This is a genomic window from Ectothiorhodospira marina (assembly GCF_900109495.1).
Taxonomy (GTDB): Bacteria; Pseudomonadota; Gammaproteobacteria; order Ectothiorhodospirales; family Ectothiorhodospiraceae; genus Ectothiorhodospira; species Ectothiorhodospira marina.
This window is the reverse complement of sequence record NZ_FOAA01000001.1, coordinates 170,282-185,437: the sequence shown is the minus strand read 5'-3', so window position 1 is coordinate 185,437 and position 15,156 is coordinate 170,282. Positions and strand designations below refer to the sequence as shown.

The 15,156-nt window shown below is 63.1% G+C and carries 9 protein-coding genes; 6 read left to right on the top strand and 3 right to left on the bottom strand.

The features are described 5' to 3' along the window. Positions 1–81 precede the first annotated feature (81 nt). The 4 genes from BMY52_RS00865 (at position 82) to BMY52_RS00850 (ending at position 4,393) form a co-directional block, all read left to right on the top strand. Entirely contained in the window at positions 82–831 is a 750-nt protein-coding gene (locus BMY52_RS00865; protein WP_090250479.1) for a metallophosphoesterase, read from the top strand. After that, positions 828–1,895, top strand: a complete 1,068-nt coding sequence (glcE, locus tag BMY52_RS00860; protein ID WP_090249683.1) for a glycolate oxidase subunit GlcE — start codon at positions 828–830, stop codon at positions 1,893–1,895. The genes BMY52_RS00865 and glcE overlap by 4 nt, the downstream gene beginning before the upstream one ends. 1 nt (position 1,896) lies before the next feature. After that, positions 1,897–3,102, top strand: a complete 1,206-nt coding sequence (glcF, locus tag BMY52_RS00855) for a glycolate oxidase subunit GlcF (RefSeq protein ID WP_090249681.1) — start codon at positions 1,897–1,899, stop codon at positions 3,100–3,102. A gap of 82 nt (positions 3,103–3,184) precedes the next feature. Continuing rightward, positions 3,185–4,393 carry a pyridoxal-phosphate-dependent aminotransferase family protein gene (locus BMY52_RS00850; RefSeq protein WP_090250477.1) on the top strand — a complete coding sequence of 403 codons (1,209 nt, stop codon included), beginning with the start codon at positions 3,185–3,187 and terminating at the stop codon, positions 4,391–4,393. Positions 4,394–4,503: 110 nt separating this feature from the next. Here BMY52_RS00850 and BMY52_RS00845 read toward each other — a convergent pair whose 3' ends face one another. Further along, positions 4,504–4,935: a DUF3617 domain-containing protein gene (locus BMY52_RS00845; RefSeq protein WP_177169787.1), complete on the bottom strand. Its 432-nt coding sequence runs from the start codon at positions 4,933–4,935 to the stop codon at positions 4,504–4,506. Positions 4,936–5,086: 151 nt separating this feature from the next. Here BMY52_RS00845 and BMY52_RS15560 point away from each other — a divergent pair, with 151 nt between their 5' ends. Further along, complete coding sequence (locus BMY52_RS15560; RefSeq protein ID WP_245740464.1) at positions 5,087–7,936, top strand: bifunctional diguanylate cyclase/phosphodiesterase; 2,850 nt, start codon at positions 5,087–5,089, stop codon at positions 7,934–7,936. Here the strand turns inward: BMY52_RS15560 and BMY52_RS00835 are convergent. After that, positions 7,893–8,393, bottom strand: coding sequence for a flavin reductase family protein (locus BMY52_RS00835; protein WP_090250471.1), 501 nt, complete (start codon positions 8,391–8,393; stop codon positions 7,893–7,895). The two genes, BMY52_RS15560 and BMY52_RS00835, sit on opposite strands and share 44 nt — an antisense overlap. Positions 8,394–8,580: 187 nt before the next feature. Here BMY52_RS00835 and BMY52_RS00830 point away from each other — a divergent pair, with 187 nt between their 5' ends. Next, the gene (locus BMY52_RS00830) at positions 8,581–12,144 is read left to right on the top strand and encodes an EAL domain-containing protein (protein WP_090249676.1); all 3,564 of its coding nucleotides are present in this window, start codon (positions 8,581–8,583) and stop codon (positions 12,142–12,144) included. Here BMY52_RS00830 and BMY52_RS00825 read toward each other — a convergent pair. After that, a complete protein-coding gene (locus BMY52_RS00825) occupies positions 12,116–15,130 on the bottom strand; it encodes a chemotaxis protein CheB (protein ID WP_090249673.1) in 3,015 nt (1,004 codons plus the stop codon). The two genes, BMY52_RS00830 and BMY52_RS00825, sit on opposite strands and share 29 nt — an antisense overlap. Positions 15,131–15,156: the final 26 nt, after the last annotated feature.

Here is a 15,156-nt window from a genome sequence, read left to right as displayed (position 1 = left end):
ATGATCATACCCCGCACCCCCGTTCACGGCCACCCCTGGTCAGAGCGGGGCAAAGCCATACAGAATCAGGGGCCTGACGGCATGGGAAGTGCGTTCAAGCGGCTGGAAAGGAACACCGGGGGGCGGGATTTCGTGGTGGGAGACCTGCACGGAATGTTCTCTACCCTGGAAGGGGCGATGGATCAACTGGGGTTCGATCGCGACCGGGACCGGATGATCTCGGTGGGGGATCTGATCGACCGAGGCCCCGAATCCCACCGGGCACTGGAATTTCTTGAACAGCCCTGGTTCTTCGCCGTGCAAGGCAACCACGAACGCCTGCTTCTGGAGTCCGAGATCGACCGGGACCTGGCCAGCAGCTGGGTGACACTCAATGGCGGCGAATGGTGGATGGACGTGGACCCCATCACCCAGGACCGATTCCGTCGACGGCTACGCGCCCTCCCCTTCGCCCTGGAGGCAGACACGGAACCCGGCCAGGTGGGCGTTGTTCACGCCGATATCCCGCCGCAACTGAGCTGGGTGGACTTTCTGGAACAACTGGAACGAGATCAGCGAGTCCGTGAATATGCCACCTGGTCCCGCAAACGCATCGGCCGGGTGCTCAAGGACGAGGCCATTCCCCCCATCGAGGGTCTGGCACTGCTGGTGGTGGGGCACACCCCCATTGAAGAAGCCATGCGTCGAGAGAACATCTATTATCTGGATACCGGCGCCGCCTACGGGAAGCAGATGCCCCACGCCAAGCTCAGCATCCTGCAAATCCACCCGCAATGGGTGTTGAACAGTTTTCCCACCGCACCCAAGCCCACCGCCCAGGGGAGCCCATGACTGATCAGGATCTGACGCAAACCCTCAGTGAGATCATTGCCGACGCAGCCCAACAGGGGCGCCCCCTGGAGATCCAGGGCGGCATGACCAAATCCTTCTACGGACGATCCGCCTCTGGAGATCCTCTGGATCTGACGCCGCATCGTGGCATCATCGATTACGAGCCCACCGAACTGGTCATCACCGCCCGTGCCGGCACGCCCCTGAGCGAGATCCAGCAACTCCTGCAGGCCAATGGCCAGATGCTGCCCTTCGAACCACCCGCCTTCGGCCCGGAGGCCACCCTGGGGGGTACGGTGGCCAGCGGGTTGTCCGGGCCGCGTCGGCCCTATGCCGGGGCTGTGCGGGATGCCGTGCTGGGCGTGCGCATGATCAACGGCCTGGGCGAGGTCCTGCATTTTGGCGGGCAGGTGATGAAGAATGTGGCCGGTTACGATGTCTCCCGGGTGATGGCGGGTAGCCTGGGCACCCTGGGCGTGCTGCTGGAGATCTCCGTCAAGGTGCTGCCCCGGCCCGCCCATAGCGTCACCGTGACCCAGCCGGCCAGCGCCGCCCGGGCCCTGGACTCCCTGCTCACCTGGGGCGGGCGTCCATTGCCCCTCTCCGCTGCCTGCCATGTGGACGACACCCTCCATGTTCGCCTCTGTGGCGCTCGCCAAGGGGTGGAAGAGGCCGCACGCGTGATCGGCGGTGACGTCATGGAGGGGGCGGAGGCCTTCTGGGAGGGAATCCGCGAGCACACCCACCCGTTCTTCCAAGGCTCTGGCGCGCCCCTGTGGCGTCTGAGCCTGCCCCCGGGGGTGCCGGCAGATCTGGTACCGGAGGACTGTCTGCTGGACTGGGGCGGCGCCCTGCGCTGGTTCCGCTCCGAGGGCCCGGCCGACGCCATCCGCCAGGCCACCCAGGGCCAGGGCGGCCACGCCACCGTATTCCGCGGTCATGGCGGTGGCGTCGAGCCTTTCCACCCCCTGGCGCCACCATTGCTGCAGCTACATCGACAACTCAAGGGGGCCTTTGATCCGCGCGGCATCCTCAACCCCGGCCGCCTGTACCCGGAGGTGTGACATGCAGACTCGACTGGTGGATTTCATCAAGGCAACGCCAACCGGCGAGGAAGTGGACGGTATCCTGCGCAACTGCGTGCACTGCGGCTTTTGCAATGCCACCTGTCCCACCTACCAGTTACTGGGAGATGAGCGGGACGGGCCCCGGGGACGCATCTATCTGGTCAAGCAGGTGCTGGAAGGACAGGCACCCAGTCGTCGCACGCAAACCCATCTGGATCGTTGTCTGACCTGTCTGAACTGCATGACCACCTGCCCCTCCGGGGTGGATTATCGGCATCTGGTGGAGGTGGGCCGTGCCGAGGTGGAGCGGCAGGTCAATCGACCCTGGCATGAACGTCTGCAACGGGCCACGCTGCGGTATGTGCTACCCCGGCGTCGCCTGTTCAATGGATTACTGCGCACCGGTCAGGGCCTCAGGCCCATGCTGCCGCCCCCCTTTCGTCATTGGGTGCCGCCCCGAACCGTTCAGGGCCCCTGGCCCGAGGCTCGGCACAACAGACGCATGATCACCCTGGAGGGCTGCGTGCAGCCCGGCCTGCAGCCGGATATTGACGCGGCCCTGGCCCGGGTGCTGGATCGCCTGGGGGTGAGCGTTGTCCGGGGTGGGGGCGGTTGTTGCGGCGCCGTGGAGATGCACCTGAATGCCGAGCAGGCCGCCCGAGAGCGGGCGCGGCACAATATCGATGCCTGGTGGCCCCAGGTCGAAGCCGGCCTGGAGGCCATCCTGATCACGGCCAGCGGCTGTGGCCTGCAGGTGAGGGATTACGGTCATCTGCTGGCAGACGATCCGGCGTATCGTGATAAGGCACAGCGGGTGGCGGAACTGGCGCGCGATCCTTGTGAGGTGATCACACCGGAAGATGTGCAGCGGCTGGGCCTGGATGCCGGGAGGCAGCGCGTGGCCTTTCATCCGCCCTGCAGCTTGCAGCATGGGATGAAGCTGACGGGGCGTGTGGAGGCGCTGTTGCGGGCTGCCCGGTTCGATCTGGTGCCGGTGCGGGATGCCCACCTGTGCTGCGGGTCAGCCGGGACCTATTCCATTCTTCAGCGGGATTTATCGCAGCAACTGAGGGAGCGCAAGCTCACCCACCTGGAGCGTGAGACGCCAGAGGTGATTGCCACGGCGAATATCGGGTGTCACATGCATTTGCAGTCGGGGACGGCCACGCCGGTGCGGCACTGGATTCAGTTGATGGACGATTGAAGCTCTCAGTTCACACCCTTATACTTCCCCAAATTTTTCATCAACTTAAAGTAATCCACCCATTCGGCAGACCCTCACCATGATGACTTACCCTTCTTTCCATCCCCCCATCCGCACCCTGATGGGACCCGGTCCTTCCGACATCAACCCCCGGGTTCTGGCCGCCATGAGCCGGCCGATCATTGGCCACCTGGACCCCGCCTTTGTGGGCATGATGGACCAGATGAAGGTGTTGTTGCAGTACGCCTTCCAAACGGAAAACGAACTCACCCTGCCCGTCTCGGCCCCGGGCTCGGCGGGCATGGAAACCTGCTTTGCCAACCTGGTGGAGCCGGGTGATGAGGTGGTGGTGTGCATCAATGGCGTATTCGGCATGCGCATGAAGGAAAACGTGATCCGCTGCGGCGGCACCCCCATCGTCGTGGAAGAAGAATGGGGTCAACCGGTGGATCCGCAGAAGCTGGAAAACACCCTGGCCTCCCACCCGGACGCCCGCCTGGTGGCCTTTGTCCACGCCGAGACCTCCACCGGCGTGTGCTCCGATGTCAAGACACTCACCCAGGTGGCCCACGCCCGCAACTGCCTGGTGATTGTGGATACCGTGACCGGACTGGGCGGCAGCGAGGTGCGGGTGGACGACTGGGGCGTGGACGCCATTTACTCCGGCACCCAGAAATGCCTCTCCTGCACCCCTGGGCTGTCACCGGTGAGCTTCAGCCCCCGGGCGGTGGAGCGTATCCGCAACCGCAAGCACCCGGTGCAAAGCTGGTTCCTGGACCTGAACCTGATCATGGGTTACTGGGGCTCGGGCAACGCCAAGCGGGCCTATCACCACACGGCCCCCATCAATGCCTTGTATGCCCTGCACGAGACCCTGGTGCTGTTACGCGAGGAAGGCCTGGAAGAGGCCTGGGAGCGCCATCGTCATCATCACGAGGCCCTGAAGGCAGGCCTGGAGGCCATGGGCCTGAGCCTGCTGGTGGACGAACCTCACCGCCTGCCCCAACTCAACGCCGTGAGGGTGCCCAACGGCGTGGATGAGGCTGCGGTGCGCACCCAGCTGCTGGAGCGCTATGGCCTGGAGATCGGGGCGGGTCTGGGGCCGCTGGCCGGGAAGATCTGGCGCATTGGCCTGATGGGCTTTGGTTGCAACCAGAAGAACGTGCTGCTGTGCCTGCACGCCCTGGAGGCGGTACTCACGGAGATGAACGCGCCCATCGAGCGGGGCCATGCCATGCGCGCGGCGCAGCGGGTGTATGGGGAGTCGGGTCACCTGGCTGAAGGTCAATAATGATGAAATGAAAGATGAGAACGGATGGCACCATGCCCGCCGCTCCCCTCATCCCCAGCCCTTCTCCCCAAAGGGGAGAAGGGTTCAAGCAGTTCCTCTTCCGCTGGCGATCAGTCACACGCCCCGAGACGCTGCCCCTTCACCTCGGTGTGCATGGGGATCTGCCCCATGGAGGTCTCCAGATACGAGGTAATCCGGCCAGTGAGCCTATCGCTCATGAACTCGAAGGTGGCCCGCATCTCCACCACCTGCCCATCCTCCTCACAGGTCATGCTGTAGGCCAGATTGGCATGAGTCGATTCCATGTCCGTGATCTCGCAGCCCTGATCAGCGATCAGGAAGCGGGCACCCTCGGCAATGTCCTTTTCCGTTATACAGCCCTGTTCCGTGTGAGCATCCTCCTCCGGGGCCTCATGCCCCATGGTGCTGCTGATGGAGGTAAACTCCCATTCCCCTGGTTGCAGGTTGGGCGCGTCACCCAGGGCACTCAAGGGCATCATCAAGGTGACAGCGGCCACCACCATCGGTCGGAAGATTTGCATGGTCCCATCCTGATCGTGAGTTCGGCAGGCATGGTAAATGATATAAAGGTGGAAGACACGTTCCGTCGGGGCCGACGTTGTCCATACAGGGGTGATCCGCCCCGCCCACGTTTCGGGAGTCATCCGTGATGACTCCGTCAGGAGAACGCCGGTGACCCACGGCCCGCCACGTCGGGACCCCCCCCATCGGGGCATCGAACTCAAGGCCTGGATGCTTTACCTGGGTTTGTGCCTGGCGCTGGCCCTGGCAATCACCTGGGAACTGGTCACATCCAGGGAACAGGACATGGAGGCCGCCCGACAACGCACGCATGCCACCAGCGTGCTGGTGAGCGAATGGCTGTATTCCGCCTTCGAGACCAGTGGGGCCGTGCTCAGCAGCATGGCCGGCGAGATCCATCCCGAAGAACTGCCGCGTGCCGAAGAAGACCTGGCCGCCCATGGCCGGATCCACCAGTGGCTTGACCGGCATCTGCAGCTTCTGCCCAACGCCCGGGCCATCGCCCTGTTTGATCGCGAGGGCGTCATGACCCACACCTCCAACAGCCCCCATCAGGTGGGATACGATATCAGCGATCAAGACCACTTTCAGGCCCTGCGCGACACCCCCGACCTGGAGCGCCAGGTCTCCCGGGCCTTCTGGTCAAGCGAGGCCGGAGGGTTTCTCGTTGCCCACGCCCAGGCCCTTCGGGACGCTGAAGGCCGGTTTGCCGGGGTGCTGGGAGTGCGCCTGGATCTGAGCTTCTTCGACCACTGGCTGGAACGTACCGAACCCACCCCCGGCAGCAGCCTGACCATATTGGATGGTGAGGAGCGGTTGCTGGCGCGGCGTCCTCAGGACACCGTTCCGGGTTTCGAGGCCCGATTGGGTCAGCCAGTGGAGGTGAGCCAACTGGCCCCCCTGCTGCTCGGCGAGGAGGATACGCTGCATTTTACCATTGTCTCACCGGTGGACGGGATGCAGCGCATTTTCACGGCCCAACGGGTGCGCGACCTGCCTTTCCTGGTGGTGACCGGTGAGGCATACCAGACTCTGCTGGCCGCATGGTGGCAGAAACTGTGGACACTCACCCTCACCTGGCTGGTCATCGCCGGCCTGGGGTTACTGGTATTGCGAGGCTATCTGCGCACGCTGCGCTACGATCGGGAACTCCTGCGCAGCCATCGCTCCCTGGAAGAAGCCAACCAGACGCTGAGCCAGGAGATCCACGAGCGCCAGGAAGCAGAACGGGCCATCAAATCCAGCGAGGAACGCTTCCGCGCCCTGTTCGACAATTCCCTCAGCGGCGTGGCCGTGCATGACATCATCCTGAATGATCAGGGCGAGCCCTGTGACTACGTCTTCACCATGGCCAACCCGGCCTTTGAAAGTCACACCGGGATGAAGGTGGCCGACGTACTGGGTCGACGCGCCACCCACATCTATCCGGTACCGGAATTACCCGGGCTGATCCGCCGCTTCGGGGAGGTGGCGCTCACGGGAAGGGCCATTGCATTTGAACAGCACCTGGAATCCATGGGTGAGTATTACAGTGTCGGTGCATTTCAGATTGGCCCGGGCAGTTTCGCTGCGGTGATCGACAACATCACGGCCCGCAGGCAGGCGGAAGACGAGATCAAGACGCTGGCCTTTTACGACTCACTGACTCAACTGCCCAACCGGCGCCTGCTCATTGAACGCCTGGAAGCCACCGTCCAAGCCTGCCGTCGCGATCACCACCATGGGGCCCTGCTGTTCATCGACCTGGACAACTTCAAGATCCTCAACGACACCCTGGGCCATGATCAGGGCGACCGCTTGCTCATGCAGGCGGCCAGGCGCATCAGCGGCTGTGTGCACGAGGCGGATACCGTGGCCCGTTTGGGCGGCGACGAATTCGTGGTCATGCTGCGCAAGCTCAGCCAAGGGGTTCAGGAGGCCACGCAGCAGGTAGAGATCGTCGCCGACAAGATCCTGGCCGCCCTGAATCACCCCTATTACCTCGGCGGTCGGGAGCATCACAGCACCGCCAGCGTCGGCATCACCCTGTTCCATCGCGACCCGGTGAGTGTGGATGAGCTCATGAAGCGGGCCGATCTGGCCATGTATCAGGCCAAGGCGGCAGGCCGTAACACACACCGCCTATTCGATCCGGGCATGCAGGCCTCGGTGACAGCCCGGGCCGCCCTGGAGAGCGATCTGCGCCGGGCGCTAGCGGAGGATCAGTTTCTGCTCCATTACCAAGCCCTGGTCGATGACAATGGTCAGTTAACGGGGGCCGAGGCCCTGCTGCGCTGGCAGCACCCGGAGCGAGGGCTGGTGCCTCCGGGAGAGTTCATCACCCTGGCCGAGGACACGGGCCTGATCCTGCCTCTGGGTCAGTGGGCGCTGGAAACCGCTTGCAGCCAACTGGCGCGATGGGCCCAGGACCCCACCCTGAAACACCTGAAGATCGCCGCCAACGTGAGTGCCCGTCAGTTCCGGCACTCGGACTTTGTTGCTGGCGTGCTGCGGGCTCTGGCCAACAGCGGCGCCGATCCTCATCGGCTCAAGCTGGAGATTACCGAGAGCCTGCTGTTGGAAGACGTGGAGGAAGTCATCGAGAAGATGCGGCAATTGAGGGCTCGGGGTGTCTCGTTCGCCCTGGATGACTTTGGCACGGGATACTCCTCCCTGAGCTATCTCAAGCGTCTGCCCCTGGACGATGTGAAGATCGACCAGTCGTTTGTCCGTGATGTACTCGTTGACCCCAACGATGCCGCCATTGCCCGAACCATTGTGGCCCTGGCGGACACGCTGGGTTTGAGGGTGATTGCCGAGGGCGTGGAAACCCGGGAACACTGGGAATGGCTGAGCCGGCACGGTTGCCACACCCACCAGGGCTATTACTTCGGGCGCCCAGGGCCCGTGGCTTCAATCCAGGAGGCGCTTGCGAAGTGGACATTCCCCTCCCACCGGGGGGCCCGTCCGGTGCCCGTTAATCCCGGGCCAGATATCGGTAATCACCCTGGAAGTAGATGAGGGGCTCGCCCTCACGAGGCTGAGTCAGTCGCAACACCCGACCCACGAAGATACGATGATCCCCACCCTCATGGATGGCCTCCGTCCGGCATTCAAACTGCGCCAGCATCCCCGGCAGCAGCGGCGCGCCGGTCTGCCCGGCCTCGTAGTCCAAACCGTCCCAGCGCCCGGCCTCCTTGCCGGCAAACCGGTTGGAGAGCCCCTCGTGATCCTCGGCGAGCACGTTCACGGCAAAGGCCTCGGCCCGTTCGAAGGCCCCCAGGCACCCGGCATCACGGCGCAGGCTGAACAACACCAGCGGTGGATCCAGCGACAGGGAACTGAAGGAGTTGGCTGTAAAGCCATTGGGCAGGTCGTCCTGCGGATCCTGACAGGTGATCACCGTAATGCCAGTGGCAAAACGTCCCAGGGCGTCCCGAAACCGACGTGGATCAATCACCGGCGAGGAATGTGTCATATCAGACTGCGTCTTGTTCATACTCAATGCATCGGCCTGTTGCCCAGGGGTGGGCGAGGATTTCGGATATGAAGTATCATGCAGATTGCCAAGACGTGAACCCGATCACACAACAGTTGCCTTGACGCCATTTCCGCAGGGCATAACGGTAGCACACTCACCCCCGGTGAACCCGTAACCGGCGCCTATGTCACGCAATGACCCCCCCAAGAAGATTGACGAGGCAATTCGCGCCCGGGCCGAGGAGGCTCTGCGCGCCGGCGACTTTGATCTCTCTCAGGATCTTTTTGACAAGGGTCATATCGATCTGGCTGAGGTCACCGAGCACTTGCGCATCTACCAGGCCGAGCTGGAGGTGCAGAATGCCGAGTTGCGCGAGGCGCAACTGGTGGCTGAGCATTCCATGGGGCGCTATTCCGCCTTCTTTTCGGGCATCCCCGTGGCGGCCCTGGTGGTGGACCGAACCGGGCTGATTCTGGAATCCAACCAGCAGGCGGCGCACCTGTTCGGGCTGCATCACAGCCATTTGCGGCACCACTTCCTGCGCCGTCTGGTACACCACGACAACGAAAGGGATCTGAACCAGGCGCTCATCCAGGCCGGGGAACAGGGCAAGGCATTCTGCGAGAACCTCACCTTCGTACGCACCGAAGGCGATACCTTTCACGGGGAATTGCACGTGGCCCGCCTCCCGAGTCGCGAGGGGGAGGGACATGAGTTTGTCTGCGCTGTGGTCGATCTCACGGAGCGGCTGCGCCATGAGGCCGAGCTGCAACACACCCATCAGCAATTGCGCGACAGCGAGGCCCGTTACCGCATTCTGGCCGATTACTCTCCGGTATGGGATTACTGGTTTGGCCCCGAGGGGCAATATCGCTACATCTCGCCTGCTTGCCTGACCATCAGCGGCCATCCACCCGGGGCCTTCATGGATGATCCGGACCTGTTTGCCCGGCTGCTTGAACCGGAGGACCGGCCACGCTGGGAGCAGCATGAAGCAGCCGTCCGGGAACAGGATGACCCGATGCCCCATCACAGCATGGAGTTTTGCCTGCGCCACGCGGACGGCGAAATCCGCTGGATCGAGCACGAATGCCAGCCCGTCATTGCCAAGGACGGCAGCTACCAGGGGCGCCGGGGCGTCAATCGAGACATCACCGACCGCAAGCGGGCGGAACTGGAGGTGGCCCAGGTCAGCCTCCTGTACGCCACCCTGAGCGCGGTCAACCAGGCCATCGTCCGCATCGAGGACGAACAGCCACTGTTGGACAACCTGGCGCGCATCGCCGTGGAGTATGGCGGCTTCACTGCCTGTGCCATCAGCCTGCGCCAGGGTGAGACACAGCCCGAGGCCCGGGCCTGCAAAGGCCTGACACCCGAGCAGATACGCACCATGCCCCTCCACGAGGCCTGGGAACTGGTCAACCAGCAGCCTTATGTCTATGCCAACCGGGAAGATCCGGACGCACCGCCCCACTGGCAGCAGTGGGCCCGGGCCAACCGGATCCAGACGTTCGGCCATTACCCGCTGATTCGTAACCATCGCCTGGTGGGCGTGGCCAGCTTTTTTTCCGACACCCAGTCAGGCTTCACCCCACAGATTGACCGGCTGGTGCAGGACATCACCGAAGACTTTTCCTACGCCCTGCAACATCTGGAACTGGAAAAGAAACGTCGCGCCACCGAGGCGGCACTGAGCGAAAGCGAGGCCCGCTACCGCAGCCTGTTCGAGAACAGTCATTCCATCATGCTATTGGTGGATCCGGAGGATGGGCGCATCGTGGATGCCAACCCCGGGGCCTGCCAGTTCTATGGCTGGACCCGCGAGCAGATGCGCAATCGCCGCATCGGCGACATCAATACCCTGTCCGATGAAGAAACCCACGCGGAAATCGCCCGAGTCCGGCGCGGTGGACATAAGCACTTCCGCTTCGTGCACCGCCTGGCCCATGGCGAACTGCGTCAGGTGGAGGTGTACAGCGGCAGGATCCAGGTGGAAGGACGGGAACTGGTGCATTCGGTGGTCCATGACATCACCGAGCGCAACCGGGCCGAGGAGCGCCTGCGTTTGGCTGACCGGGTCTTCCAGGCGGCTGACGAAGGCATCATGGTGACCGACATGGACGGTCGTATCGTCGCCGTCAACCCGGCCTTTACCCGCATTTCCGGCTATACGGAAAAGGAGGCCCTGGGCCAGACACCCGCCCTGCTGCACTCGGGGCGCCAGGATGATGGCTTCTACCAGCGTTTGTGGCACAACCTGCTGGAACTGGGTCATTGGCGCGGAGAAATCTGGAATCGGCGCAAGAACGGCGAGATCTACCCGGAATGGCTCACCATCAGCGCCGTGCGCAACGACGACGGTGAGGTGATCCATTACGTGGGGGTGTTCAGCGACATCGGCCAGATCAAGGAAGCCCAGCAGCAACTGGAGTTCATGGCCCATTATGACCCCCTCACCGGCCTTGCCAACCGCGCCCTGCTGCGGGACCGTCTCAAGCATGCCCTGCGCCGGGCCCAGCGCAACAACGTCACCCTGACCCTGTTGTTCGTGGACCTGGACCGCTTCAAGACCATCAACGACACCCTGGGCCACAACCTGGGGGATCTGCTCCTGCAGACCGTGGCGCAGCGCATGAAGGACAACGTGCGTGCCTCGGACACCCTGAGCCGTCTGGGGGGGGATGAATTCGTGCTGCTTCTGGAGGACGAGGCCAACGCTCGGGAAATTTCCAGCTTGTGCCAGAAACTGCTGAGCGTGCTGGAGAGCCCCATGTTTCTGGAAGGCCACGAACTGGTGGTCACCGCCAGTATCGGCGTGGCCACCTATCCCGACGATGGACTGGACGCCGATTCACTGCTCAAGAATGCTGACCTGGCCATGTATGAGGCCAAGACTCAGGGCCGCAATGCCTACGAATTTTTTGCACCCAGCCTCTCCGAAGGGGTCATGGATCGGCTGAAGATGGAATCCGCCCTGCGTGGTGCCGCCGCCCGCAACGAACTGCGGGTGCATTATCAGCCCCAGGTACGTCTGCGGGACGGTTCCCTACTGGGCGTGGAAGCCTTGGTCCGCTGGGAGCATCCCACCCTGGGGCTGGTGTCCCCCGGACACTTCATCCCCCTGGCCGAGGAAATGGGCGTCATTGGCGAAATCAGTGCCTGGGTGCTGCACGAAGCCTGCCGGCAGATGCGTGCCTGGCGGGACGAGGCCCGGGAAGTCGGTTGCGTGGCGGTGAACCTCTCCGTGCAACAACTGGAGCGGGATATGCTGGTGGGCATGGTGCGCGACTGCCTGGAGGAATTTGACCTGCCGGCGCAATGCCTGGAACTGGAGGTCACCGAATCGCTGATCATGCGGGCCCCGGAGAAGGCCCAGTTGGTGTTACAGAAACTCAAGGTGATGGGGGTGAAGATCTCGGTGGATGATTTCGGTACCGGTTATTCGTCGCTGTCCTATCTCAAACGTCTGCCCCTGGACCGTCTCAAGATCGATCGCTCCTTCGTCCAGGACATCGGCCTGGACGCCAATGGCGAGGCCATCATCCGCGCCATTATCGGCCTGGGGCGCAGCCTGGGCCTGGAGACCCTGGCCGAGGGGGTGGAACAGCAGGATCAGGTGCGATTCCTGCTCAAGGAAGGCTGCGACCTGGCCCAGGGTTTTCTCTTCAGCCGCCCGGTCCCCCCCAATCAGCTCGTCTTCCACTGGGACTGCCCGCCGATCACTTCGGACGCACCATCCAGTCGGTGATTTCCAGGCGGCTGACGATGGCCCCACCCTCCGGGTGGTGTACCTTGCCCACCTGCATCAGGAACCAGCGGACCGGATCTGATTCCGGATAACGGTACTCGAAGCCAAATCCCTCACTGTCCCCCTTGAGTACCCGGCGCAGCCCCCGTTCCGCCTGGGTGGCATATTCCTCCTGCCCATCCGACTGGGTGCTGCGGGCATAGCAGGATTCGAGGAAATTGTCCCCGGGGCCAGCCGCCACCATCGGATCCTTTGCCTGCACCTTGGAGGCCTCCCGCCAGGCCTTGTTGACGAGCTGGATCAGGCCACTGCTGTCCAGCACGGCCACCTGATGGGTCTGGGAATCCAGCACGGCCTGCAGGCGCACCACATCGCGCACCGACGTAATGTCCACCAGCGTGATCACCGCCCCCCGCGAGGCCGCCCCCTGCAGGGTGTAGGGCAGGATGCGCACCAGGTAGTAATTACCGGATTCCGAACACACCTCATGCTCGTTCATGCGTCCTTCACGCAGACTCTCGCGCAGGTCATCCATGAGGCCGGGATACATCAGGTTGTGGGTGAAGTCGTCGATGCGCCGGCCCACGTCGCCATCACGAATCTTGAAGATCTGCTGCGCCTCGGGGGTGAAGCGGGTGATGTGCATGGATTCATCCAGGAACAGGGTGGCGATGGACGCCGCCTTGGCCATGCTGTCCAGATCCGCATTGAGACGATTGAGGATCTGTATCTTCTCCTGGTTCTCCGCATTGACGGTATACAGCTCCTCGTTCACCGATTGCAGCTCCTCGTTGGAGCTTTGCAACTCCTCGTTGGCTGCCATCATCTCCTCGTTGGTGGCCTGCAATTCCTCGTTGGAGGCCTCCAGTTCCTCAATGGTGGCCTGCAGACTCTCCCGGGTGGCGCCCAGCTCCTGCTCCAGGGAGTTGATGCGATCCATGGCCTCCACGTTCATGTCCAGGGACTGGGTTTCGTTGTCGCCACCCTCGCGAACCACGGCCTCCTGGGACTCGAAGGAAAGCAGAAGGAAGGTACTGCTACGCTCATCGCCATCCAGGCGGCGTACATTCAGGCGCAGCCGCTCGCTGCTGCCATCAGGCATCTTGAAAGTGCTGGCCTCGGAACGGAGCACCTCACCGCTCTTGGACGCGCGACGCAACAGGGCCTGAGCCACCGGCACAATACCCGAAGGCAACAGCTTGGAGATCTCCAGCGTGATGCTGCCGGAGGGAAAGTGAAGAAACCGCTGTGCCTCTCCAAAGACATGAATGAGTTCCAGTGACTCCGACAGCAGGATGCTGGGCGGCGCGTGCTCCTGCAACAACACCTGCTGGGCGGACTCAATGGCCGAGGCATCCCGGGATCGGAATGCCTTGCCAGTGCGCGCCGACGGGGTATGCAGGCGTTTTTTCACCGGCGGAACGCTGGCGTTGTGGGATTCCATGGGCAACGGGGCGCTGCGCAGCATCTGAAACAGCTTGTACTTGCTGCTCACCGGCGTGAAATCGGGACTGAGTTCGCCCAGGGATTCACTGCTGCCCAGGAACATGTAGCCGCCCGGAGCCAGGGCATATTGCAGCCGTCGCAGGGCTCGCTCCTGGGTGGCGGGCAGGAAATAGATCAGCACGTTGCGGCAGGACACCATGTCCATGCGGGTGAAGGGTGGATCCTCCACCAGATTGTGACGGGCGAAGACCAGGGTCTGACGCAGTTCCGGCTTGACCACGAAATGACTGCCCCGCTTGATGAAGAAACGCTCCAGCCGTTCCGGGGAAACCTCTGCCATGATGGCCTCGGAGAACGTGCCTGCACTGGCGGCATCCACATTCTTCTGCTCCACATCGGTGGCAAAGATCTTCAGGTCAGGCCAGCGGTGGGCGCGCTCGAAGGCCTCGGCAAACAGGATGGCAATGGAGTAGGCCTCCTCCCCGGTGGACATGCCCGCCACCCACACCCGGATGGCATGGTTGTTGGAGGACTGGCGCACGATGTTCTCCACCGCCTTGCTGGCCAGGGTATCGAAGGCCTCCGGGTCGCGGAAGAAATTGGTCACCGGGATGAGGATCTCCCGGCGCAGCACCGACACCTCCCCGGAATCCCCCTCGAGCAATTCCAGATAATGCTCGAAATCCGGCACATGCCGCACCTGCATGCGCCGCTCGATCCGGCGGAGCACCGTCGCCGGTTTGTAATCCCGGAAATTCACGCCGCCATGGTTGTGCAGCAGGTGGAAGATGCCTTCCAGGGCCGAGCCGGTATCCAGATCAGAGGTGGTCTTGGGGGGCGGCGTGACCTGGGTATCGGGCTTTTGCAGGATGTGATCATGGATACGCTCGCCCAGGGTATCCGGGGGCAGCACCTCGTCCACCAGACCGGTGGCGATGATGCTGCGCGGCATGCCGTCGAACTTGGCACTCTCCGGGTCCTGAGCCAGCAGTAGACCGCCGGCATCATTGATGGCGACCGAGCCTCGGGTACCGTCGGATCCCGTGCCCGAGAGGATCACACCAATGGCGCGGTGACCAAATTCCTTGGCCAGGGAAGAGAAGAACAGATCAATGGGCAGGGAGAGCGCGCGCGGGTTTTTGGGGCTGAGGCGCAATTGACCGTCGGAGACGGTCATCAGGTTACCGGGCGGGATCAGGTAGATGCTCTCCGCCTCCAGTTCCATGGCATCACGCACCGTGATCACCGGCATGCGGGTGTGGCGGGCCAGCAGGTTGGCCATCAGACTCTTATGATCCGGGGAGAGGTGCTGGACCACCACAAAGGCCGCACCGGTCCCCTCGGGCATGGACTCAAACAACCGCTCCAGAGCCTCCAGCCCGCCCGCCGAAGCGCCAACACCCACCACGTGACCTGCAAATTCGTGGAGCCCGTCAGCCTTGACCCCATGACCGGTCACTTCCTCGGAGGCATCCTGTGGTGCGTCCGGAGAGGCGTCCTGGAGTTCGCTGCTGTCTTGTGGGGTCTGGTCGGATGACATGGTGGGCTTACCGTGTGGGCCGGGAT